1 pseudogene is annotated in these 226 nt (G+C 28.3%); it reads right to left on the reverse strand.

Annotated features, from left to right (window positions below):
- Window positions 1–194, reverse strand: a pseudogene (locus KGF41_RS20745) (RNA-guided endonuclease TnpB family protein); the annotation flags it as partial.
- Window positions 195–226 lie beyond the last annotated feature (32 nt).

Genomic DNA, 226 nt, shown 5'->3' on the forward strand with positions numbered 1-226 from the left:
AAATATGCTTTTACATCTTGATTTTTCTCTTTCTTGAACTTAGGAAAGCCTTTAGCACCTTTAAAAAAGTCTTTAAAGGCTTTATCTCCATTCATAATAGCTTGTTTAGTAGCTTTAGAGGATACATCTTTAATCCATTTCATATCTTTATTATTAGGTACATACTCGTTATTTATCCATTTAGAAAAGTCCATACCACTCACAAATTTTCCTTCTTTTTCATAAA

This window comes from Clostridioides sp. ZZV14-6150, from assembly GCF_020657875.1.
Taxonomy (GTDB): domain Bacteria; phylum Bacillota; class Clostridia; order Peptostreptococcales; family Peptostreptococcaceae; genus Clostridioides.